Consider the following 23,011-nt stretch of genomic DNA (forward strand, 5'->3'; position numbering starts at 1 on the left):
AAAAGTTTGCAAGGCTTCTTTTTGGGCCAAGCGTTTTCTCGAAACGCTTGACGCTATCGCCGGAAACGATCGAATTTGAAAAGTCGAATTTAAAAACGTACGGGAAAATAAGACTCTAGTAAACTTGACTATGGGTTCCCACTCGGTAAAACATGACGACCTTGTAGTTGTTTTGTTCTTCAAAAACGATTCGCAAATCGCCGCCTGCCGCAATCACTCGTTTGTTTTTTTGATCTCCATGAAGCGCATGATTTTTGAGTTGCGGATCGTAAGGATTATTTAGAAATACTGCGATGGGTTTCTTAATTGTATCTTGTTGTTTGGCAGGCAGTTTCAAAAAAGCCTTATTGAAGTTTTTATGATAGGCGATTTTCATTTAGCGTTGCCTTAATTTTTCCAGATAGGCAATGGCTTCATCTCCTTCCAGTTCGGGACTGATATTTATCCCTTGCCTGGCTTCTTCTTGATCCTGGTCCAGTTTGGCCATGTCTTCAGGGGAATAGCGGGTGATGATGAATGACTCCTCTTTTTGGGATTCCACAAAATCAACGACAATCCGCCGTTCCTCAGGAGACAATTCCTTGATCTCCGAAATAATTTCTTCTGCGGTTTTCATAAGCCTACCCTTCCTTTTAGGGCAATTGCATCTTTCCTTATAATATAACGCCAATCCGGGATTTGGAAACGGATATTGCGCCTTTCGAACGCGGAAAATCCCGCCCGCATTATAATAAAGCAGTTTATCCGTGAAATCCGTTTTGCAAAAACCCTGTTGCATTCTCCATTTTTACACGGCTTCGCGATTCAAAAAAACGGTAAGAGAGAAGTTAAGGCGCTGCTCATGAACGTCTTATTTAACTTGCGGGTAAAGATCAGCCCAAGAGGGAAGGGGACAATTTCAAACGAAATAAAATACTAGTAGACTTGGTTGTGAGTTCCAACCAGCAGGAATGTTACTTTTTCATAGTGGTTTTTTTCCCGGAAAACAAGCCGAAGATCGCCGCCCGCCGAAATGGCCCGGCGGCCTTTTTGATCTCCATGCAAGACGTGATTGCAGAGACGGGGATCATGGGGATTTTGCCGGAAAATAGTAATGATCTGTTCGACTTTGTCCTGTTGTTTTGGCGAAAGTTTTTCGTATGCTTTTATAAATTTTTTATAGTAGACGAGTTCCATCTTTTGCTTTTCTAAATTGGCGAAGGTATGCGATGGATTCTTCCGTCGTCTTGAGAACAGGACTTACGTTGATCCCTTGTTCTGCTTCCTCCTCGCACTGGTCGAGCAAAGCCATGTCTTCCGAGGAAAAGCGGGTGATGGCGAATGCTTCTTCTTTGTTGGATTCCACAAAATCAACGACAATCCGCCGCTCCTCAGGAGACAATTCCTTGATCTCCGAAATAATTTCTTCTGCGGTTTTCATAAGCCTACCCTTCCTTTTAGGGCAATTGCATCTTTCCTTATAATATAACGCCAATCCGGGATTTGGAAACGGATATTGCGCCTTTCGAACGGAGAATATCCCGCCTGCCCTATAATAAAGCAAAGAAAGCCGCATCGTCTCGGTAGAGAATTCCTTTCTTGAGAACGCCTCTTTTTCAAAACGGAAAAAAAATTTTCCAATTCCTCTTGACAAGCAGGCTGACTATGACTATAGTTATAGTCAAAAGTATCTTATTCGAGAAAGCAGAGAACAATGCGCAGAAAATCATCCGAACAATTGACGGCGGCGGAATGGAAGGTCATGAAGGTCGTATGGGATATCGAATCCGGTTCCTCCCGTGAAATTTACGAGCGGGCGGGCGAAAAGCACGATTGGGCTTATACGACAGTGAAAACCATTCTCAGTTCCCTTGTCAATAAGAAATTTCTGAAAACGCGGCAGGACGGCAACAAGTTCGTTTACAGTCCCGCCAAGCCCGCCATCAATACTTTGATGCAAGCGGCGGACGATTTCATCGATCGCAGCGTCGAGGGCGTCAAAGGGCGATTGCTTTGTTATATGGCGAATAGGATCGAACTCTCCGAAGAGGACGTACAAGAACTGCAAGCCATCCTCGATCAACAGAAAGAGAAAGGATCAACGTCGTGACGGGAATCGAAGCGTTCGGCCAAGCGGCGGAAGGGTGGGGGCGTTTTTTGTGGACGCATACGGCCGATACCGCCTGGATGTTTTTGCTTGTGGGATTCGAAGAAGGCGCAAGAAGCGCATCCGCCGATTATATCGTCGCTTACTTAAAACAGTAATTTGTTGATCCGTTCAACAAATTCTTTCCGGGCGGGCAAGCCGCGTTCCCATTCGTAACAGGAAATACGTTCGATCTGCCATCCCCCACGCATGAGGCGCAACGTCCGTTCCACGTCGCGCGGGACGTAGTTTCCCTTAGCGTCGAAATGTTGCGGCCCATCCACTTCTACTGCAACGAATCGATCTCGTCGCGTTACGACAAAATCGATCCTATAGCCGCAAGATTCGTATTGCGGCACTACATTCAACTTGTTTGCGACTAACGTTTCGTATACTTCGCGCTCAAAATTTGATTCAAATGATGACTCGATTTTCAAAATATTATTTCCGTTATGAGATGATCCATCTTTTGCCGTTTGGAAATATTCGCGCATGTTGCCTATGAAATCGCTTGTCGGAATGGAGGAAATTACGATCATATGATCAGTTGCCCGTGTCACGGCGACGTTAAACCGGTTATCGTCATTCACATGGGCAAACGAACGTTGATGCGCATCGGCGTCTATACCTAAACACAAAATAATGGTGTGCCGTTGATCGCCTTGAAATGATTGTGGTGACCCACATTTAAAATTGTGCTGGTTAATCAATTTCCCGATGATCTCTTCTTCGGAAAAACGAGCATTCATGTATTTCGCCTGCTCTTCGGTCATCGTGATAATCCCAAGGCTTGTGTTTTCCTCGCGGGCGGCAAAATCATAAATCATTTCAAGTGCTTTGTCGTACTCTTCAGAGATAACTCGTCTTTCATTGCGCGTTCCACGTACATAATGAAACTCGATAACATTAGCATGTTCGTTAGCAGGATTACGACGCATTACTTTAAGGCGGCCTTCGTAATATTTTGTATTGGAAAACGCTATAATTGGCGGCAAGGAGCGGAAATGCTCATCAAGCATAAAAAGACCACCTTTCGAAGAACGAGATGCAGCGATTTCATAGACGCTTCTCGAGTAATTTAAATCATTGATTGTCATGGCATCGAGTTCATTCTTTGCCGTCAGCATTTGTAACTTCATCACCGCTATTGCCGTCCGATGTTTTAGTTGTTTTTCATCACCGACAACAACAACGTACTTTGCTCGATAAAGCGCGGGAACAGCCGTCGCCGGATCGCATAAGGATGCTTCGTCGATAATGGCATAATCAAACAATGCGGATTCCAATTTCAAAGCCTGCCCGAGGTAGTTGCTGGTACATGCCCATATAGGGAAACAGCGAAGTAAAAGCGAACTATCGGTTCCCTCAAGTATTTTCGATAAAACTTTCTTTTTTGACTTAGTAATTGGCGTCTCTAGGGCATTGGCATAATTACGAAGTCGCGGTGTATTTTCTTGGTCACTATAAAGTACATCAGACAAAGTATATTTACGCCAACATTCAAACACTTCGCAACTTCGTTTATGTTCCAGATCAACCCATTCTGCATGATTTAACCACAATGTGCGGATATTTTTATTCCGGTTAAGATGCCCTAATGCTCCATCCGCAAGTGTGGAGTAATATGACTTGTCCACAGAGTCCAATATGGAACGATGTCCATTACACCGTTGAAGGGCTAAGTTGGTTTTAATTTGGTTCAGAATCGCACGTGTACGGAGTTTATGAGCAAACGGGATTCTAGGACGTGCAAGTGTCTGCCTCGCCCATTCCGCCTTTTTTCGAAAAAATTCTAATTCACTCAGTCCCGGAATTTTTTCGGGTAATTCTGCGTCAGCTAGTTTGTCAAGTTCCGAGCGGGACGAGTGATATTGCCCATAATAGTCTTCCAATCTCTTGATCGTTCCTGCTGTATCTTTTTTCTTTTGTCGAGCATCATGAAGATTTGATCGCGCTTGTTCTAGCGCATTTGCCGTTTGGCGCCGGTTAAGGTTTTCATAATGGAGTATGCCTTTAATTAAGTTGGCAAATTCTTTTTTCTGGGACTTGTCACCGACATGCGCGACAACATATTTCCCGCCGAGTTCTTGCAGTTTATTCACAACAACGGAAACAGCTTCACGAGTCTTGCTTGTGACAAGAACGGTTTTCCCGTTATAGGCCAAGTTTATGGCAAGAGACGCGATAGTATGTGATTTCCCCGTTCCGGGAGGTCCGGAAATAACTGTGAGTGGATGGCTGGCGGCATAAGCGATGGCTTCCCTCTGGTGGTTCGATAGGGTCAAAACCTCAAGAACACGATCCAGAGAATCGGCAGATTGTGTAGATGGCTCGACAGAATCCGGTGATGACTCGCTACCATTCTTCCCCTGATTGATTTGCCGCATGAGCAACGGAATCGATGTACAATCGGCATTATCCGATTTAATAATCTCGTTGATTTCCTTCTCGACGGAGAAATCTGGTAATGCGTCAATTTTCAGCGCCACGGCAGTGGGCAACAACGATAGCGTTATTCCTTCACGAGCCTTGCGTAATGTGTCTTCCTCAATGCTCTTCACAGTAAAATTACGTTGAGAAAATGTCGTACGCCGTTCTTCGCGAACCGAATTACGGATACTTTTCACGAGATCATCGATGGAATTACTAAACGGATATTGAAATGGCGTTGCCTTGGCAATCTTGTCGATTTCCGCCGCAATGGTATCCGCATCTCCGTCTGATCCGTCCGATAACAATAGAGATAGGGCAGGCGTATATAGTTTGAGCGTTCCTTGCTTCATGTCCAGGCGCGTTTCATTCGCGCCTTCCGATGAAACGTCCGTTTCAGCAATTAATAAGGGGCAACAAAACTTTGCTTGATCTTGTTTTCCTGCAAGAAGCATGAATCCAAAAAGAATAAAACATTCGCCTTCGGCGCTGATTTGAAACTCGTGTTTCCATCGCATAATTACAGAATTATCGGTTTGCAGGCTTTGCGAGGTTTCGATTTGGCGAATGTCTGCGGCGGATAAGAGGTGAATTTCCCCACGTGTCGTTTTCGCGCCAAAATCGACCGGCGAATCTCGGTTAACCAACCGAACGCAATCACGCAGATAACTCAAATAATTCCTTGTGAAAGCGTCCATGATTTAGTCGCCTGTCAGAGTGGTAACATCGTCCACAATGGAAATGCGAAGTTTTTCCAATGCCCCACGATTTTGTTCTAATTGAGAAACAACACTTCTTATCTCGTCTTGGATTGCAGGAATCCCTTTCAATTGGACAATCAATTCCTCGGTTTTGGCTTCGAGTGTTCGCTGGCTAAGTCTTGATCCCTGGTCAATCTTTTCTGAAATCTGCTTTCCAACAGAATCTAATCGTTCATTGATGGCCTGTATAGCCGAAACGATCTTTTCGGCAAGTTGACCTTGGTATTCCTTTTCTTTTACTAATCGTTCGGTGGCTTTCTCGGATTTCCATTTTCGCGTTTCGATGGCTTCTGCTTTGAACGTTTCGGAAAAACCAACCATCCTTTCTTTCAAATCACTCAGACGTTCCTTGATCGTTTGCGCAGCATCGCGGAGCGCTTGCCGGTTATCGACCGCAATCGATTGGACGATTTGACGATCTTCCTTGGTACGAACGTCTATCAAGGCGAGCGCTTCCGCTACACGTTGTTCCAGTTTTGTTATCGATTCACTGGCTTGAATCGATTGGGTAGAGGCTTGGGTAACGGCATTGGACAACGCTTCAATCAAGGCTTGTCCTTGTCTTGAAGCAGTGCTGACAGCGCCTAATGACTTTACAATCAGAAACAAAGCAACTACGGCAGGGATTCCAATCACCGTCAAAGTCACGACAAGAACTAGCGTTTCCGTGTTCATCGTGAGTACACCTTTTATTAAAAATATTTTGGATTGAAACTAAAAATTATGTTTAATATAACCAAAGTATACTTAATTAACGTACAGTATAAGCAATAATCATTTTGCTTTCAAGATCATAAGCAATGGTTGAGCAAGGCGGATAGCTAGTTGTTCGGCTGTCGGTCTTTAAATCGCACCCTTGCATTTGGAGACCAAATCGAAATTTGAGGGAACGGTGACAGAACATCAAGCGCAAGGAACCCTTAACGGCGGCGGACCGAAATTTCAGGCGCGCAGCGGCGACGGCGACATTTCAATTCGCTTGAAATAATCGGATGGCGATTCGCATCCCCGCTGAGGCGCAAGAAGAATAATTATCTCGAAGCAGCAGGATTATGGGATAGCGCGGCTAATCGCTTCGCCATCCCTATTGTTTTATCCGGGCCGCGCCGCAGGAAGCCAAGGCGTCTCCCTTCCACCCCCCAAAAAAAAGAGCGAAATAATTGACAAAAAGAGTTCTTACAATATAATTCTTTTTTCTTTAAGATTGTCGGCGACTTTGGATTTAGACATACATCGTTGTTGCGAAAAAGCCAACGAGACGGCGATAGGCCTCTCGCCGCTTTCCATGTTTTCGGGAGAACGCTATGCCGGACAAGAAGAACAAAGCCATAAAAGAGAAATCGAACAAAAGGGAAAAATTATTCGCCGAATTGAAGGGAATGCTGTTGCAGGAACGGCAAAAGTTGCTGCAGGAAGCCATGAAATCCCATAATATCAAGGAAATCGATTCGCACGGGGATATCGTGGATCAGAGCAACGATTACTTGAACCGGGAAGTGCTTTTAGGATTGGCCGAACACGACCGGCTGCGAATCAAGGAAATCGACGACGCCTTAAAGCGTATGGATGACGGCGTCTATGGCATTTGCCTTATGTCGGGGGCGGAGATATCCGATGCGCGGCTCATCGCCATGCCCACGGCGAAATATACCTTGGAATGCCAAGCCAAGATCGAAGGCCGCCGTTAATAGAATTTTCTTTTCGAATTTAGAATCATTACTCCGACTATTCGCCTATTTCTTTTTTTTCATTATTCATCGTTTCTAAGAAAGCCTATCAAATTGCTGGAAGGGTCATGTTGTTTGATCCATCCATTGTACCAACCTGCATTGAGATTGTTGTTTTTAAATTCCTCTCCCAAGATGGGGAGAGGTTAGGGTTGATATTATTAAACTTATAATCCCCTCACCCTAACCCTCTCCCAGAGGGCGAGGGAATTTTAAGTCACATTCTTAATAAGACTTGGTATTACTCATCCAATAAATAATGATGGGTCAAAAAACTCGACCCATCCTACTTTTTTTCCTCATTCATCGCTCATCATTCGTCATTATATTGAACGTTGGGAAACAATAACGCTATACTAGGCGAACGCTCGGCGAGAATTAGCGCGTCTTCAATTTTCTATGGAAATCGATTTTCTACGCCATTTTGGATTTTCCCCCCAACATACGGCGGCGTTGCGAAGCGCCTACGGCTCCCTATTGCTGCCTTTGCAGGAGAAGGCGATCAACGAAGGACGCTTGTTCGAAAAAGAGAGCCTTTTGGTTTCGGCGCCAACTTCGTCGGGGAAGACCTTTCTTGCGGAAATCCTGTTTCTCTTCCATGTTTCCCAAGGCCGGAACGTCATTTATCTCGCTCCTACCAAAGCGCTGGCCAATCAACGCTATCGGCAGTTGCAGGAACGCTATCGGGAAATGGGGTACGAGATTCTGCTCTCCACCCGCGATCATCCTTTTCAAGACCGGCGCATCGTCGAAGGGCGATTTCATCTGGCTATCGTGATTTATGAAAAAATGCGCGCTTTGATGGCGATGGGAGATTCCTTTCTTCCATTCCTTGGCGCTTGCGTCGTCGATGAGATGCACTACGTTTATCATCCGCAGCGCGGCGCGGAATTAGAAATTCTGCTCGCCAAGCTGCGGGAAGAGAAATCGCTGCAAATGCTCGGCCTCTCCGCCATGCCGCCGGACGAAAAAGCCGCCGAATGGCTCAAGGCGCGGCTGGTCGTCGAGACCGCCCGTCCCGTGGAGTTGCGGCAGGGGGTTTTATTCAATGGCCGCTTCCATTACCAGGAATTCAATTCCCGCCGGGAAGGAACCGAAACGTTTCCTCTCCAACCCCAATTCGACGAAGGCCGGGCCATGATCGAGGCCGCCTATTATTTCGCTTCGAAGGGTGAAACGACGCTTGTCTTCTGGTCCAACCGGGACCAATGCTACATCGCCGCCCGCAAGTTGGCGGAGCTCTGCCAGCCGGAAGCGAAACTGAAAGAATCTGAACTGGCGCGGCTGGAGCCGACGGCCATGCGTAGATTTCTCTCCCACCTTCTTCCCCGCCGCATCGCCGTGCATACCAGCGACCTTACGCAGGGGGAGCGGGATTTGGTGGAGCGCTGGGCGCAGAAAGGCGAGGCGTTGATTATCTGCGCCACCAGCACGCTGGCGGAAGGCGTCAATTTCCCTGTAACCAACGTTTTGACCTCCAAACGCATGTACGGAACCCGTCCGCGAGACATTCAATGCGGCGCCCCTCCCGCCGCGATTCCTATCGCCCGCGACCAGTTGTTCAACATGATCGGACGCGCCGGGCGGCTGGGTTGCGGCGATTTGGGCCGGGGAATGCTGGTGGCTTCTTCCGAAGGCGACGTGGAAGGACTTATGTCCATGTATATGCGCTCCGAACCGCCAGCCTTGCAGCCAGCGCTTCGCATGGAGGATTTTTCACAAACCGTTCTTAAAAGCCTCAATCTCAACGGTCATTCTTCCCGCCGCGATTGCGTTCAATTTCTCCAGCGAACGCTGACGGGAATTTCCCGCCTATGGCCGGAGGCTTTGGAAGCGAAAGTGGACGAAGCAGTGGATCGCCTGAAGCAGGATGGATTCGTTTCGGAAGAAATGGAGCGGCTGTACCTCTCGCCTTTAGGCCGATTGGTCGTCAAAAACGGCTTGTCCGCCCGTTCCGCGCAACAATTGAACCGATATATTGGGGACTACGGCGCCGAGTGGATTCATCCCGTCGAAATTCTTACGCCTCTATGCCTGCTCGATGAAATCCAGCCCATTCCTATTTCCATTCCCAACCGGGAAATCCTCGATCATCTGTGGACGCGTTCGCTTTGGCGCCTTTTGGACGATAAAGGGATAGCGAAAGACTCGTTCGTCCGCCGCTTAACGGAGAATCCCTCTAATCTGCGGCGGGAACATCACGCCGCCTTCAAAAAAACCTTGCTCATGGTTTATTGGATCGATGGTAAAAGCATCGAAGCGCTGGAAAAGGAATTCAACTTCTACACCGGCGCCATTCACCGGCTGGGCGAGGAACTCTCCTGGCTGACCGGCTGCTTGGCGGAGATCGCGGCTTCTTTCGCGGTGGAGCCGGAGACGCTGCGGAAATTCTATGCTCTTCAGGAACGCCTGACCTATGGCTTGCCCGAAAAAGGTCTGGATTGGGGGCCATTAATCCGCCGCCGGCTTTTGATGCGCCAGGAAGTCCTCTCACTGCTGGTTGCCGGCTATAACTCACCCGCCGCCGTGCGCGATGACGATCTAAAGCACTTACAAGAGTTTCTCTCCAAGGAAACCGTACAAATCGTCGCCGCTCATAAATCCAAACCCGTCGTGCGCGAAGAACGCCTCTCCTCGGATTACGTCATCGAACTCGACAAGGGACGCCTCGACCGAGTTAAAATCAATGGCACAACCGTCGCCCTATCCAAATTGCAAGCCCGGCTGCTGCGCCGTCTCGCCGCCAACGCCGGGGAATGCGTTCCGTATGAAGATATCCTCCAGGAAATGTGGCCGGATGGAAATGGAGATCGCAAGAGTCTATTCAAACAAAAGAGAGCAATAATCCTAAAAGCTGGTGAAGCCTTGGGCAAGAAAGAAGCGAAAGATCTCATCGAAAGTTCGAAGGGCGACGGGTTGGTTTTGAAGGCGTCTATTATCAGAAATTAATGGCTTTTTTAGCGATTATGGCGGGGCTTGTTTCGATCGATCCACCCTACAAACACAAATGATGAATGATGAAAAATATGGGATGTTTAAAGGTAGAAACAACCTTGCCCTAGCCACCCCGCCGTCTTCGCCACTAGGTGAAGAATGATTGTCCGGGTAAAATAGTGGCTCTTGCACTAAAACCGTTTAGGCAAAAATCCGCTGCAGCGGGCGAGATGGGATTGGCGCGCATGAACAATGGTATGATCGCGGAAATTCGAGCCAAAGGAGTCGTCGGCGCGGGAGGCGCCGGTTTTCCCACATATGCGAAATTGAAGCCTCCCATCGAGATTCTGATTGTCAACGGCGCGGAATGCGAACCGCTTTTGCATAAAGACAAGGAACTGCTTAAGCACTACGGGAAAATCGTGCTGGAAGGCGCGGCGCGCTTGAGAGATATCGTCCAAGCTCGGGAAGCCGTATTGGGCATCAAAGAAAAATACCGCGACATCATCGCCGAGCTGACGCCTCTCCTGCCCGATTGCGTCCGCATTCAGCCTTTGGGCGATTTCTATCCCGCCGGGGACGAGTTCGTGCTGGTATACGATGTAACCGGCAAAGTCATTCCGCGCGGCGGATTGCCCCTCCATGTCGGAGCGGTGGTTATTAATGTCGAGACCGTGCTCAACGTCATGCAGGATCGTCCGGTAATCCATAAATATTTCTCTGTGGGCGGCGCGGTTTGCGAACCTCAAACGCTGCGCGCTCCCATCGGCATGTCTTTCCGGGAAGCCATCGAAGCCTGCGGCGGCCCCGCCTGTGAGCCTTTCGCCGTGCTGGCGGGGGGCGTCATGATGGGGCGCTTGGTTCGCGATATGGAAGAGCCGATTACCAAAACCACCGGCGGGTTGCTGCTCTTTCCCCAGGATCACCCGCTCATCGCAAAATATTCCCGCGACGACTCCGCCATCAAGCGCATCGGCAAATCGGCCTGCGACCAATGCACCTTCTGCACTGAATTGTGCCCGCGTTATCTTCTTGGCCACCCCATTGAACCGCACAAAGCCATGCGCGCTCTCGGCTTCAGTCATGAGAAACTCTCGCTGGTCATCGGGACGCAATTCTGCTGCGAGTGCAATCTCTGCACCATGATCGCATGCCCGGAAGATTTGGATCCCAAGAACGTTTGCGTTATGAACAAACGCGAACTGCGGGAACAGAAAATGACGTATCCCGCCGATGCTCCCAGCCGCCCAGCGCATCCGCTGCTCGAAGGGCGGCGAACGCCGATTTCGCGCCTTTTCAAAAAACTAGGACTTACGCAATTCGCCAACCGGGGTCCGCTTTCGGAGAAGGAATTTGCGCCGGATAAGGTTGTTATCCTGCTCAAGCAACATGTGGGAACGCCCGCAAAGCCGACCGTTTCCCCCGGCGCGCGCGTGCAGGCCGGCGACGTCATCGCTAATGTGGCCGAGAAGGATTTAGGCGTTCCCATCCATGCGAGCATCAACGGCGTCGTCGGGAACGTGAGCGACGTCAGCATCGAAATCGGAAGAGGATAGATTGTCTCATGCCCAAAGCTATCGGAATGATCGAACTTTCCAGCATCGCCCTCGGCTACGAAGTCGAAGACGCCATGCTCAAAGCCTCCAATGTGCAATTAATCCTAGCCCGCACGATATGTTCGGGGAAATACATCGTCATCGTCGGAGGCGACGTGGCCGAAGTCAAAAGCAGCGTGGAAGCGGGATTGAATTCCGCCAGCGACAGCGTCATCGACGATCTGGTCATCCCCAACGCTCATGAGAGCCTTTTCCCGGCTCTTTCCTGTTCCGTAACCTTAGCGCCGCAAGATATCCTAGCGTTGGGTGTAGTGGAAACCTTTACGGCGGCTAGCATCCTGGAAGCGGGAGACGCCGCCGCCAAAGCGGCCAACGTGACGCTCTTCCGCATTCACGTCGCTATGGCCGTCGGAGGCAAGGGTTTTCTGTTGCTGACGGGAGACGTTTCCGCCGTCAAAGCCGCCGTGGCGGCCGCTTCCGGTGCGGCGATACGGCGCGGAGTTCTAGTCGGGCGCACGGTCATTCCGCGTCCCAGCCCCGAATTGTTTTCCGAGTATATCTAAAAAACAGTGATTAGCGGCCAGTGACAAGTGATTAGTTGAATGGGCTGGGTGGCAAGGGCAAGGTTGCTTTTGCCCTTGAAAGAACTCATCGATTATCTCCATGAATGATCCTATCCCTGAATCCTGCTGCGCTAATCCTCCCCGTCGCCGTTGGGCGCAGAGGCTCTTAGTCGGGGGATTGATCGCCGTTCATTTTTTCCTGGCTATCGGCAGCGCCTGCCTCAAATCGCCCACTTCCGATGAATATACCTATATTTCCACCGGATACATTTATCTCACTACTTGGGATTTCCGTCTCGATCGCACCCAACCGCCTTTGATCCGCCTTCTCATCGGCTTGCCGCTGGCGTTTTATCATCCCTGGATGCCGCCGCTTCACGAAGAAAAATGGGATGCGCCGGAAAGTTACGAGTTGGGCTACCGCCTCGGCTTCGAAATGCTTTTATTCGGCCAAAACCGCTGGCAAAGCGTTTTGCTTCTGGCTCGTCTGCCCATTATGCTGCTATCCTGCGCCTTGGCGCTGCTGGTCTACCGGTGGGCGCGCGATCTTTACGGCGAGGCGGGGGGCGTCGCTTCTTTATTTCTTTATTGCTTCTGTCCCAACATGCTGGCTCATGGACGATTGGCGACGATGGATTTGGGACTCGCCTTCTTCTTTATCGCCGCTCTCTATGCTTTTTATCTTTATAGCAAGAACCGAACCAAACGCCGTCTGGCGCTAACGGGCGTTTTGTTGGGATTGGCGTTGGGGGCCAAAGTTACCGCCTTGCTGCTGCTTCCCCTCCTATGCGGCCTTTTGGCTTGGCTCTCGTATGAGAACCATCGCCGTCAATGGAAAAACATTGCCGCCGATTATGCGCAAAGCGCGGCGATTCTTCTTTTGTGCGCTTTCGCTGCGCTGCTTCTGCTCTACGGTTACCCTTTTCGTCCATTTTATTTTTGGGATACGCTCTCCAACGTCTTTTACAAATCCCTGCATACTGGCCGGGCTTCGGAAGCGATTCCCGGAATGCCTCACTTGAACTACGCCTTTTACCTATTCGGCCATTACTCTACGCATGGCTGGCCTTATTACTACGCCGCCGCCATGCTGGTCAAAACTCCAACGGCGGTTTTTCTCGCTCTTTTGCTTGTCCTGGCTTTGGCGCGCCGGAAATGGCTGGGCTGGCCCGACGCCGTACTCGTTTTCGCTTTCTTCCTGATTCATATCGCCGCCGCCTTCAACCGCGTCAATATCGGCTTGCGCCACATTCTCCCCATCTACCCATTGCTCTATATGTATCTCGGACGGATCGTAGAGATAAAACCGAATGTCTTGCGAAAGTACGGCCTTGCAGCGCTCGCTTTTTGGTATTTTTGGACTACTATAAGCATCTACCCGGATTATCTGGCTTATTTCAACGAAATCTGCGGCGGACCGGAACGAGGACAATTCTACCTGGACGATTCCAACATCGATTGGGGAGAAGATTTATCACGCCTCTCCGAATTCCAAAAGCGATATCCTAACGAGCCATTCTACGTCGCTGTCAACTGGATGTTCGATCCCAAGGCTTTTGGCGTCGCTGCGCAGAGTTTGAAATTGGAGCAAATCCCCTCACCGCCATTGGGGATAGCGGCTGTCGGCAAGCATTGGGCGATACGTCAAAGGGTGCAAAAACGTTCTCCCTATTATTTCGATTGGTTGGAAAAATATCGACCCATTGGACAGATAGGACATTCGATTCTATTGTATCGTTTCGAGAAAGCGGAGAGATGAAGATAACTTACGATCCCCGTTATAATATCGCTTATATCCTTTTTCGAGATAAAAACGAGCCGATGGAAACGCTTCGTCTGAGCGATGAAGTGAATATCGATCTCGCGCCGGATGGAAGAATCTACGGCATAGAACTCTTGAACGCCAACCAACAATTGGCTGGCGGTCCAGAGCCTTCTTTGATTTTCGTGAACGAAGCAGAGGGCCGTCGACAGGAAATAGCCATTCTATAGGACAAGGAACTCAAAAGATAATTTCCCTGCAATTCTTTATTGCAAACCTTGAATCAGCGAGCGGTTTTTTATAAATTTCTAAAGATATTTTTGTTTGTTTAACAGGGAAAAGGAGAAACGTTGAGGATGGTAATGGAAAAAATTTGGCCCAACGAGGTTATTTCTCGATCTCCCGCTTCATCCGGACTCCTCGAAAAAATACCGGAGGGGATCGAACGTTCTCAACAGTTTTTCCTTTCCACGCAAAAATCGGCTGGTTATTGGCTTCCTTACCTGGAAGCCGATTCGACGTTGGTAGCCGATTATATCATGTTGGCCCATTATATCGATGAAGTGGACCCTATTCTGGAAAAGAAAGCCCTTCGCTGGCTCTTGGACACCCAATTGGAGGACGGAGGATGGAATATCTATTACGGCGGCCCCAGCGAACTCAACGCCACCGTCAAATGCGCTTTCGCCCTTCAGCTCGCCGGATTCGACCGTACTCAGGAACCGTTGCGCAAAGCGGAGGAATGTCTGCTCCGCCTAGGCGGTTTGTCGTCCGTCAATAGTTACACGCGTTTTTATCTTGGCTTATTCGGGCAGTATCCTTGGAACCGCTTGGTTTCCATGCCCCCCGAGTTGATGTTCCTGCCCACCTCGTTCTATTTCAATATTTATGAAATATCCTCCTGGTCGCGGGCGATCCTGGTTCCCATGTGCATCATTTGGGCGCATCATCCCCAGAAAACGCCCCCTGCAATGGTGGATACCGCTTGCTGGTGGCGGAAAAAAGATCAACGCGCCAATGGCGGCATCAATTTGCGGGAAAAATTTTCTTGGAAGACCTTCTTCTTCACGCTGGACGCCATCCTCAAACGCTCGCATCGATTCTACGCGCCTTTCACGCGCAAAGAATCGCTGCGGCGCGCCGAAAATTGGATGCTGGAACGGATGAGCCGGGGAGGGGGATTGGCCGCCATTTATCCCGCCATGCTTAACGCCATCATCGCGCTGGATTGCCTGGGATGCGGTCACGACCACCCCGCCTTTAAAAACGCTGTGGACGAATTCATGAAACTGATGGTGGAAGAAGAAGACCGGTTGTGGTTCCAACCTTGCTTCTCGCCCGTGTGGGATACGGCGATGGTTACAGCGGCGCTGAAACGCTCAGGCATGCCCGGAAACCATCCCTCCATCCAAAAAGCCGCCGATTGGCTCATCAATCAGGAAATCCGCATCAAGGGCGATTGGCAGATCAAGAATCCTTACGGTCCCGCCGGAGGATGGGCCTTCGAATTCGACAACGACTTTTACGCCGATACCGACGATAGCGCCATGGTCCTCATGGCTCTCAACGGCGCGCGTCTCGACAACGACGAACGCCGCCAGTCCTCCATCAAGCGCGGCATCGAGTGGCTCTTGTCTATGCAGAGTTCCGACGGCGGCTGGGGCGCTTTCGACGTGGACAACGACAAGGAAGTGTTGAATCTTATCCCCTTCGCCGACCACAACGCTCTGCTGGACCCCAGCACCGCTGACGTTACCGCCCGCATCTTGGAGATGTTTGGAGAATTGGGATACAACCTGTCGTTTTCTCCCGTCGCCAGAGCCGTTGAGTTTTTGCGCAGCCAGCAAGAGAAGGATGGATCGTGGTACGGAAGATGGGGCGTCAATTATATCTATGGAACCTGGCAAGTCGTTACCGGCTTAGTCCGAATCGGCATCCCCGCCAGCGATCCCTGCATCCAAAAAGGCGTCCAATGGTTCCTGCTCCATCAAAACGAAGATGGAGGCTGGGGCGAGACCTGCGTTACCTATCAAGACCCCGATCAACGCGGCAACGGACCTTCCACTCCCTCGCAGACGGCCTGGGCCTTGTTGGGATTGATGAATGGCGGCGTTGTCGATTCGGAAGCGGTAGAGCGCGGAATAGCGTATCTTATGAATACGCAAAAACCAGACGGAACCTGGGATGAAGACGAATTCACCGGTACCGGATTTCCCAAAGTCTTCTATCTGCGCTACACCTGGTATCGCAACTATTTCCCGCTCATGGCGCTAGGACGCTATCGTTCAATTAAGGGATTCTGAATTATTGCGTTTCCGCTTTACCTTTGAGGGGGCGTCTAGAGCAAGGTATTTCAGTCCTTAAATATCGGGTTTAGCATCTATAAATAACCAACTTGCTCGAATCTCCGCCCCGATTCGAAAGATTTCCCCATTAGGAGTTGCGAGATTGCCTTCCGAACTATAAAATTTTGTGGTTCGCATTGCTATCCGCCTTTAAGAGACAGTATCTCGAATGGAAGGGATAGAAACCGTATTGCAATTGTTTATGCGGCTATCCATGTTTTCTTTTGGCGGTTTTTTTACGTTTGGAGTACTATACTGTGAGATTTCCTTTCGTCCTTTCCGCTTCGCTTGCGAAATACATGGCGAAGCAAACCTTAAGCGGCCGAAAACGCTTCCCCCTCGTTTTAATGTTAGAACCCACGCTGCGCTGCAACCTCGATTGCATCGGATGCGGACGTATTGCGGAATACAACGCCAATCCCAAGCAATTCAAAGACCTGACCGTGGAAGAATGCCTGCAATCCGTGGAGGAATGCGGCGCTCCCATCGTTTCCGTCTGCGGAGGCGAGCCGCTGGTTTACAAACCAGTCGACGAATTAATCCGCGAATTGCTCGCCCGCAAAAAATACGTCTACCTATGCACCAACGCCATGTTCATGGATCGGTTTTGGGAGCGCATTCCGCCCAACAAACGCCTGGCTTTAAGCATTCATCTCGACGGCATGGAGCAAGGCCACGACTGGGCGGTGGCTCGGCCGGGCACGTTTAAAAAGGTGGTCGAAATCATCGAGGAAGCGAAAATCCGCGGCTATCGCATCTGTACCAACACGACGATTCTCAAAGGCTGCAATCCCGCCGAAATCGCCGAGATGATCGAGTTCCTGCATCGGAAGGGCGTTCACGGAATGATGATCTCCGGCGCCTATCCCCAAGAGGGCGAAAAGGGTGAAGCCTGCCTCAATCGCGGCGAAATGGAAGACGTGTTCCTGAAAATTCTGGGCAACAATGGAACGATGAGCAAATACCGCTTCAACAATACTCCGATTTACGCCGAATTTCTGCAAGGAAAACGCGATCTCCCCTGCTCGCCTTGGGCCAGCCCCAACCGCACTCCCAAAGGCTGGCAAGGCCCCTGTTACGTCCTTCCGGAAAAATATTACGCCACTTTCGCCGAACTCATGGAGTCGACGGATTGGGATCGTCTCGGCCCCGGTAAAGATCCGCGCTGCGCCAATTGCAAAATCCACAGCGGCTTCGAACCCAGCGTGGCGCTGGGTTCTAGCCTGACCCTCAAGGATCGTTGGCGCATGGTGAAGTGGAGCTTCTTTTATTGAATGATGAATGCGGAATGATGAATGATGAATGATGAATAATTCGAATAAACGCTGGGCTTCTAGACGGGGTGGTAAAAGCAAGACGAAGTCTGCCTTTGATCGTTCCCTCAAGGGCAGGCTGACGCCTTGGTCTTGCCACCCCTCCCATCAATATGTTGGCCTATACTTCAAATCAAATGGCATATGGTATTAATATGACTTGGTATTACCGCCCCATTCCACAGGCGTCCATGATAATGCGGAAAACATCCGTATTATCCCGCCAGCCGTTGCATCGTTCGGAACCGGGGCCGTATCCCGCCAAAATTACAGGCTCCGCCGTATGCTCGTTCGAGACAAAGCTGATTTTGTGGAAACGGGCGAGGATATCGCCCCAGACTTCTTCCGGTTTTTTCCAATGCAGCGCTAAAAATTCCGTATCCTTCGGTTCCAAATCCACGCCGACGGAATCGTGAAACGCTTGTTGAACCTGCTGCGGCGTGGGCTGGGCGCCGAGTTCCTCTTTGATTTGCAACAATGGCTTGGTTTGTCGTCCCAGGATTTGTAAACTCTCTTCGTTTCCGCCGTTAATAGCCAAACCGCCGGTTTCGTGATCGGCGGTGACGATAACCAGCGTATCGGGATGCGTCTTTGCGAAATCGAAAACGGCGGCGATGGTTTTGTCGAATTCTTCCACTTCCCTCAAGACGCTTCCGGCATCGTTGGGATGAGAGACTTTATCGATCTTGGCCCCTTCCACCATAAGAAAAAAACCCTTTTTTTCCTGGGATAGAATATCCAAGGCGCCGCGGGTTGCTTCCGATAAAGAAATATAATCGCGTTCCGTCGCCGCCAGCCAATCCCGGTAGGGGGTCCGAATATCGAAAACGCCATACAACTTCGGGGATTCCCTATGGTTTTTCATATCTTGCAGGGAGTTGGCGATGTAGTAACCATTTTGTTGGGCCTGCGCATTGATTTCCTCTTGGCGTTTCTCAAAAGCGGATCCCAAAATCAGGTCAGGCTGCGTGAAAACGAATGTCCAACGAATTACAGCATCGTAATCATAACGGGAAGAAATATGGGAGGTGAACGCGGATTCCGTAGCATCAAAGGGAGGAATATTCGCCACGATGCCCGTCTTCTTTCCATTCCGCTTAGCGATTTCCAAAAGAGTGGGGCAGCTGTTGCCGTCCGCATCGATCGATATATGGCCGTTGAAGGCTTTGACGCCGCAGGAAAACGCCGTGGCGCTGGCGGCGGAATCCGTTACTAATCCATCCGTTGGCGCATGCAGCATCCAACCTGTCGTTCCTTCATTCAGCATCTCGACGAACGCTGGTTCGATTTTGAGTACTCTTTCGGCGTAGAGATGATAAAGCAGAAGATGGGAAGCCCCCATCCCATCCCCAATCATCAAAATCGCGTTTCGCGCAAGAGGTTCACCGAATCCGGGAAAAGCAATAAATAATCCAATAAGAGATATCAAGATATATCGATTTATAAGACGAATCTTCAAAAGAGAACGCTCCTTTTTGGTTTTTTTGGAGGAGTATACACGCTGAAGATTAATATCTTATCCGCTGTGGATGAGAATTGAGTTAGCGGAAGGAATTTTTAACGAAGAACTAACGATTTTTTGAAGAGCTATCGCCCCATCCTGGTCATCCTTTGATCCTGGCCATCTTGATTCGGACATCTTATACCAACATGCATTGAGATTGTTGTTTTCAAAATTCCTCTCCCAAGATTGGGAGAGGTTAGGTGAGGGTTGATATTATTAGGCTTATATTTCCCTCACCCTAACCCTCTCCCAAAGGGCGAGGGAATTTATAAGCTGCAATTGTAACGCAGATTGGTATTAAATCTTCTAGGAGAAGATCAGCCTAGAGAGGCGAGGGGACGATTTCAAACGAAATAAAGCGCTTACTGGGTGGATATTCATGACCATCGATCGATTTCACAACTTTTTACAGAACTCGATGGCGGCCTTCCTTATTTTGTGATTGATTGAGAGAGGCAGGAACGAAGGAAGGGAGGAAAGCGCGATGAAATTGAAAAAAGCCGCCCTCGCCATAATTCTGATCGTTCTGAGTTTAGCGGGTTTGAAAACCTGGCTGGACAAACCCTACTGCACGCTTGAACTTTTGGAAGCGCATACGCAAAAAAGCAAAAGAAACATCATCGTCTATTCCTTGATTAAACTTTCCCCGCAACGGCGGGAGTTGCATGGAAACGATCCCTATAAACTCTATCTCAACATCGACGATCCTGATGGGCTTCTTTCCGTCAAATTAACTGTGGACGGAAAACCGATCCCGGTGGAATTGAAAGCGGATACCCGCACGATCCAGAAGGAAATCCCTGGCGATACGGAATTCGGCTTGCATCATTACGAGGCGTTCGTCACGGATCGGAAAGGAAAGACGGCCAAGACGCAAGCGCTCGTCAAGGTCTCCGCCGCCTAACGCCTCATTCGTCCCTGCGCGTTGGACGTTATTGGCGCAGGGCTTTTTCTAAAAATATTCCCAATCGGTCGCGGTATTCCAGCATTGCAGCTGGGTCTTTGGCGTATTCCGTGCGCGATCGAATAATCGTTTCCGGAATGTCCAATAATTTCTGAGCTTGCTTATTCATCGATGGCGGTAGGCGGTCGGTTTTCGCCAATTCGGAAATCATGTAAAAATATTCGTAGTCTTCGATGCCTTCGCGCAGCATTTCCCAGCGGATGGAATCGACGGGACCGCAGATTCTTTTCTGACCGTCGTTCCACGAGCGCGGCGGATAGATGAAACGCCCGTCGCCGTTGCCCCAATGGCCTTTGAAACCTACAGGATGGCCATAGCCGGTCAAGTAACTCATAGGATCGGTCCAGGGATTCTGGATTTCGGGTTCGGGATAGGCCAGGCCGCTCGTCCAGTAGTTGCTTTCCCAAACGAGGCATCCTTGCACGCCGTACTTTTGCGTCATCCATATCCAGCTGCGCATATCCACGGCGGGATGGTCGATAAACAAACCCGGATAGGGCTGCTTGGGGCCGGTGCAGACGTACCACCAAAACGCATCGCCTTCTTTTTGGCGCTGTTGCCCAATTACCGGATCGTATTGATCGATGATGGGACACCAGATATCCACAAAACCGGCAAGTTCTTTTTCCGGCTGTTCCGTCAACATGCGCTTCAAGCCCGGCGCGCTATGGCGAATCCGTTCCATGCCCTCTTTGACGAATTCGTAATCCTTGGGATCCGGCTCGTCGAACCAATAGATATAGGCTTTGTCCAGCCATCCTTTTTCGCGCAGATGATTTTCGATCGTAGATGCGTATTGTTTAAAGAGGCGCTCGTATTCGGGAGTTCCTTGTTCGTAATCGCCAATACGCCCTTTATGACGGCTGTGAAACGTTCCGCCCCCCATGCCAACCAAGGATAAATGCAATCCCGTAAATCCGAATTCGTCGAAATAACGTTTACCCGCCTTATCGAAATCGGCAAAATCAAAGGTGAAATCGCCGCGTAGTTCGTAACGAATGGGATGGAGCATCGTAGGATTGTAAGGGGAAATGCGATGATCGCGGAAATTTTGCAGATAAAGATCGACGGTCTGGTCCAACTCTTCCGCCGCATCCAAATGATGATAGCGTTTCACAAGACCAGGCGAAAAGCCGAAAGCGGTGCGTAAATGGAATTCGGCGGGAATCTCGAAATCGTAGACCTTTAAGCGCAACGGTACTTGTTCCTCCCACCCATCCGCTTGTAAATGCAACCGGCCTTTATAGATTCCGCCGGGAACATCTCGCGGAATCTGAATCGTAATCCAAAACGGATAATTGCGTCCGGCCTCCAGGTTGAGCGGTTCATCCGCCAATGGCAGCGGATCGGGCCATAAACCGACGCAGCCCCAGGCGTCCGAGGGGTTGGAGATGGAGACATACTCCACTTGCTTCATGGATATATTCTTGGCCGGGATGCGGGCGCCCGACGGGCCGGAAAGGTCTTCCGCCATGATGCGCAGATGTTTCATCGCCTGTTTGGGACGCAGAACCACCTGCGCTGGTTCGAATTCGCCCTTGGCGGCGGAAAATTGAACCTCTTTACCTTTCGAACGCGGGATGGGACGCGAGACGGATATTTTATAAGTTGATGGGCACCACCACAGCGCCGAAACGCCGCCGTCCTGCAACGTTTGTCCATAATTGGCTTCGTAAAGACAAGAGACGAAAAATGGAATTTCCGTTTCGTACAGCGTTTTCCGATTATCCGCGATGCGAACGCAGAGGGTGCGGCTGCCGGATGCTTCGATAGAATAGGGAACTTCCGCCTTGCGTTTTTCCCGTGGTTTCAGGACAACGCGGATTTTTCCTTTGCGTGGATTTTTATCTTCTTTTACTTCCGGCTGGATCAGAAGCGCCAAGCGATTATCCGATTTGTTTGTCAGCTGAAGCCGAAGCGAAGAGGCTTCTTGCGGGCGAGGATTTCCCGCATCGAGCAGAAGAACATCGAGTTGAGGATCCGATTGCAGGATGCGCGCAAAGGTAGACTCGCATTGCATGGCGGCGAGAGTTTTATCCAATCGCGATTCGAATTGATAGCGGTCGACCTGAAAGCTGCACGATCCTTTTTCATCCGCCGCGCCTTCTAGTTTTATTTCCACAGTTTTGGAGAATAGCAGCGATTCGGGCAATGAAAACGCGGATGCGGAAGCGTCTTTCATTGCGCCCAATAGCGTCCATTCCCCGCCGTCCTTGCGTACGGAGACCTGGCAAACGCCGCTTGAATAATCATTGAGGTTGACTTCGACGGATGCTTTTTGAAATGCGCCTGCGGGCGCTTCGTGACGATAGATAACGCAAGAAGAAGAATCAAACAACCAGCGGGGGGAATTGAATCTCGTATTGGTGTAAGCAAGAAAACGGCAGGAGTTGGAGCCGTAATCGTTCGTTCGATGTTCGGCGGAATAAGTATCTCCTTCTATCCGCTCGCCGCTTCCCAATTCGATTCCATTTTGACGATGATAGATAGGTTGAACGGGATAAAGGTTGACATCGTCGAAAGTAAGTGTTCCATTGACCCGCCAATGGCCTAAGCGGAAAACCGCTTTCTTGCATCCATCGGGAACGCGAAAAACGAAAGCGTATCTCTGCCAGGATGGCGTCAAACGGATATCGCGGTTGGCGAACGCCGGACCGCTGACCGCCGAACCATTGCTCGTCTCCGATTCCGCCTTGCCCCAGAAGGAGAATTCATAATAATCCCCCGGCAGTAAAGCGACAGGATCGCTGCGCCAGGCGGCGTCGTCATCGCCATGGCCGGTTACGGATATCGCTCGTTGCGATGAATATCCCGCCGCCGCTGCGCCATGTTCTATTGGCGGATTCCAATGGCTGGGCGTGAAAACGCCGTTGACGGTTTCGCCGGACTCAAAATCCTTGTTGAGTATTTCCCCCGGCCATACCGTTCCTGCCCATAAAACCATCAACAAACAAAAAAGCATTCGAATCGACATGACGCCATCTCCTCTTCATTTCAGGATAAGGCTTATCGTATCAAAACTAATGT

At 50.0% G+C, this 23,011-nt stretch carries 19 protein-coding genes; 11 read left to right on the forward strand and 8 right to left on the reverse strand.

The features are described from left to right. Positions 1–115: 115 nt before the first annotated feature. The 4 genes from AB1656_16575 to AB1656_16590 form a co-directional block, all read right to left on the reverse strand. Complete coding sequence (locus AB1656_16575; GenBank protein ID MEW6237001.1) at positions 116–376, reverse strand: type II toxin-antitoxin system mRNA interferase toxin, RelE/StbE family; 261 nt, start codon at positions 374–376, stop codon at positions 116–118. Next, positions 377–616: a hypothetical protein gene (locus tag AB1656_16580; GenBank protein ID MEW6237002.1), complete on the reverse strand. Its 240-nt coding sequence runs from the start codon at positions 614–616 to the stop codon at positions 377–379. It abuts the gene before it with no gap. A gap of 299 nt (positions 617–915) precedes the next feature. Next, positions 916–1,176, reverse strand: a complete 261-nt coding sequence (locus AB1656_16585; protein ID MEW6237003.1) for a type II toxin-antitoxin system mRNA interferase toxin, RelE/StbE family — start codon at positions 1,174–1,176, stop codon at positions 916–918. Further along, positions 1,157–1,420, reverse strand: coding sequence for a hypothetical protein (locus AB1656_16590; GenBank protein MEW6237004.1), 264 nt, complete (start codon positions 1,418–1,420; stop codon positions 1,157–1,159). The genes AB1656_16585 and AB1656_16590 overlap by 20 nt, the downstream gene beginning before the upstream one ends. Positions 1,421–1,693: 273 nt before the next feature. Between AB1656_16590 and AB1656_16595 the strand changes: the two genes are divergently transcribed. Then, entirely contained in the window at positions 1,694–2,089 is a 396-nt protein-coding gene (locus tag AB1656_16595) for a BlaI/MecI/CopY family transcriptional regulator (GenBank protein MEW6237005.1), read from the forward strand. Beyond that, on the forward strand, positions 2,086–2,244 hold the full coding sequence (locus tag AB1656_16600; GenBank protein ID MEW6237006.1) for a hypothetical protein: 159 nt from the start codon (positions 2,086–2,088) through the stop codon (positions 2,242–2,244). Before AB1656_16595 ends, AB1656_16600 begins: the two co-directional genes overlap by 4 nt. Here AB1656_16600 and AB1656_16605 read toward each other — a convergent pair. Continuing rightward, complete coding sequence (locus tag AB1656_16605) at positions 2,233–5,253, reverse strand: AAA domain-containing protein (GenBank protein ID MEW6237007.1); 3,021 nt, start codon at positions 5,251–5,253, stop codon at positions 2,233–2,235. The two genes, AB1656_16600 and AB1656_16605, sit on opposite strands and share 12 nt — an antisense overlap. Before the next feature lie 3 nt (positions 5,254–5,256). After that, positions 5,257–5,991: a hypothetical protein gene (locus AB1656_16610; GenBank protein MEW6237008.1), complete on the reverse strand. Its 735-nt coding sequence runs from the start codon at positions 5,989–5,991 to the stop codon at positions 5,257–5,259. A gap of 629 nt (positions 5,992–6,620) precedes the next feature. Between AB1656_16610 and AB1656_16615 the strand changes: the two genes are divergently transcribed. From AB1656_16615 to hpnH, 8 genes are all read left to right on the forward strand, one after another. After that, a complete protein-coding gene (locus tag AB1656_16615; GenBank protein ID MEW6237009.1) occupies positions 6,621–7,004 on the forward strand; it encodes a TraR/DksA family transcriptional regulator in 384 nt (127 codons plus the stop codon). Between the two features lie 438 nt (positions 7,005–7,442). Further along, entirely contained in the window at positions 7,443–9,992 is a 2,550-nt protein-coding gene (locus tag AB1656_16620; GenBank protein ID MEW6237010.1) for a DEAD/DEAH box helicase, read from the forward strand. Between the two features lie 230 nt (positions 9,993–10,222). After that, positions 10,223–11,533, forward strand: coding sequence for a 4Fe-4S dicluster domain-containing protein (locus AB1656_16625; protein ID MEW6237011.1), 1,311 nt, complete (start codon positions 10,223–10,225; stop codon positions 11,531–11,533). Between the two features lie 8 nt (positions 11,534–11,541). Then, entirely contained in the window at positions 11,542–12,096 is a 555-nt protein-coding gene (locus AB1656_16630) for a BMC domain-containing protein (GenBank protein MEW6237012.1), read from the forward strand. 100 nt (positions 12,097–12,196) lie between these two features. Continuing rightward, positions 12,197–13,855, forward strand: coding sequence for a glycosyltransferase family 39 protein (locus AB1656_16635; protein MEW6237013.1), 1,659 nt, complete (start codon positions 12,197–12,199; stop codon positions 13,853–13,855). Beyond that, positions 13,852–14,088, forward strand: a complete 237-nt coding sequence (locus AB1656_16640; protein ID MEW6237014.1) for a DUF2283 domain-containing protein — start codon at positions 13,852–13,854, stop codon at positions 14,086–14,088. Before AB1656_16635 ends, AB1656_16640 begins: the two co-directional genes overlap by 4 nt. Before the next feature lie 126 nt (positions 14,089–14,214). Continuing rightward, a complete protein-coding gene (gene shc, locus AB1656_16645) occupies positions 14,215–16,161 on the forward strand; it encodes a squalene--hopene cyclase (protein ID MEW6237015.1) in 1,947 nt (648 codons plus the stop codon). Positions 16,162–16,460: 299 nt separating this feature from the next. Next, on the forward strand, positions 16,461–17,477 hold the full coding sequence (hpnH, locus tag AB1656_16650; protein MEW6237016.1) for an adenosyl-hopene transferase HpnH: 1,017 nt from the start codon (positions 16,461–16,463) through the stop codon (positions 17,475–17,477). A 205-nt stretch (positions 17,478–17,682) separates the two neighbouring features. Here hpnH and AB1656_16655 read toward each other — a convergent pair whose 3' ends face one another. Next, positions 17,683–18,975 carry an alkaline phosphatase gene (locus tag AB1656_16655; GenBank protein MEW6237017.1) on the reverse strand — a complete coding sequence of 431 codons (1,293 nt, stop codon included), beginning with the start codon at positions 18,973–18,975 and terminating at the stop codon, positions 17,683–17,685. A gap of 529 nt (positions 18,976–19,504) precedes the next feature. Between AB1656_16655 and AB1656_16660 the strand changes: the two genes are divergently transcribed. Then, positions 19,505–19,924, forward strand: coding sequence for a hypothetical protein (locus AB1656_16660; protein MEW6237018.1), 420 nt, complete (start codon positions 19,505–19,507; stop codon positions 19,922–19,924). Between the two features lie 28 nt (positions 19,925–19,952). On the opposite strand, the gene AB1656_16665 is transcribed toward AB1656_16660, so the two are convergent. Continuing rightward, positions 19,953–22,958, reverse strand: coding sequence for a glycoside hydrolase domain-containing protein (locus AB1656_16665; protein MEW6237019.1), 3,006 nt, complete (start codon positions 22,956–22,958; stop codon positions 19,953–19,955). Positions 22,959–23,011 lie beyond the last annotated feature (53 nt).

The sequence above is a fragment of the Candidatus Omnitrophota bacterium genome (assembly GCA_040755155.1).
Classification (GTDB): Bacteria; Hinthialibacterota; Hinthialibacteria; order Hinthialibacterales; family Hinthialibacteraceae; genus JBFMBP01.